This window comes from Levilactobacillus namurensis DSM 19117 (genome assembly GCF_001434785.1).
Taxonomy (GTDB): domain Bacteria; phylum Bacillota; class Bacilli; order Lactobacillales; family Lactobacillaceae; genus Levilactobacillus; species Levilactobacillus namurensis.
In genome coordinates this window covers 1-714 of sequence record NZ_AZDT01000037.1, presented here as the reverse complement: position 1 = coordinate 714, position 714 = coordinate 1, and the positions used below count along the sequence as shown (strand labels likewise).

At 42.6% G+C, this 714-nt stretch carries 1 protein-coding gene; it reads left to right on the top strand.

From position 1 onward, the window contains the following. Nucleotides 1–515 (top strand): transposase (locus FD30_RS06305; RefSeq protein ID WP_156652551.1); only part of this gene is annotated, 515 nt, incomplete at its 5' end. Between the last annotated feature and the right edge of the window lie 199 nt (nt 516–714).

The following is a 714-nucleotide window of genomic DNA, read 5'->3' as shown; positions in this document are numbered from 1 at the left end:
CATCGGATAACACACGACAAATGAAAGCTTTGGCGGAGCAAGTTCTTGCCCTAGAAGCGGCGCAGGACCAGCAGGTCGTGCGCATGATGACTCTAGGTAAATCCTTGTCAGAGTTTACACTTCTTCAAACAATCCCTGGTATCGGGGGCAGTACCGCCATTCGGCTAATTAGCGAATTAGGCGACATCAGGCGGTTCAATACCCGTCAGCAGTTGAATAGCTATGTTGGTCTTGATACAACGGAAGTTGATTCTGGTGATCATCAATCCGCTCGCCATATCACCAAACACGGTAATCCCCATGCACGTCGGATCTTGTATTGGACGGTCGTTCTTATGCTTAATCCTAAGATGGGTAACAATCACATTCGCGATGCATACGAAAAAAGACGAGAAGCCTCTTCTTCAAAGAAGAAACTCATCGTCCGTCAAATGGATCGCCTTATCAAAACAATCCTATACCTGATAAAAACGAATCAACCTTACTCCTATGAGCTAAGCCCTCAATCGAAGTAATATTCGTTATAGTTTATCATACCAGCCTTGAAAAAATTTTGATACCTCCAAGGCTTATTTAATTGGCTCTAAATCACAAAAATAATAGCAATAGGGCCTAGGTTCCGGAACGAAAAACATCGTTCCGGAACCTAGGCCCTAAACTTCTCATCATAAAACATTGATTTAACAACATTCTTATTGACAAGACGTAGAAAAA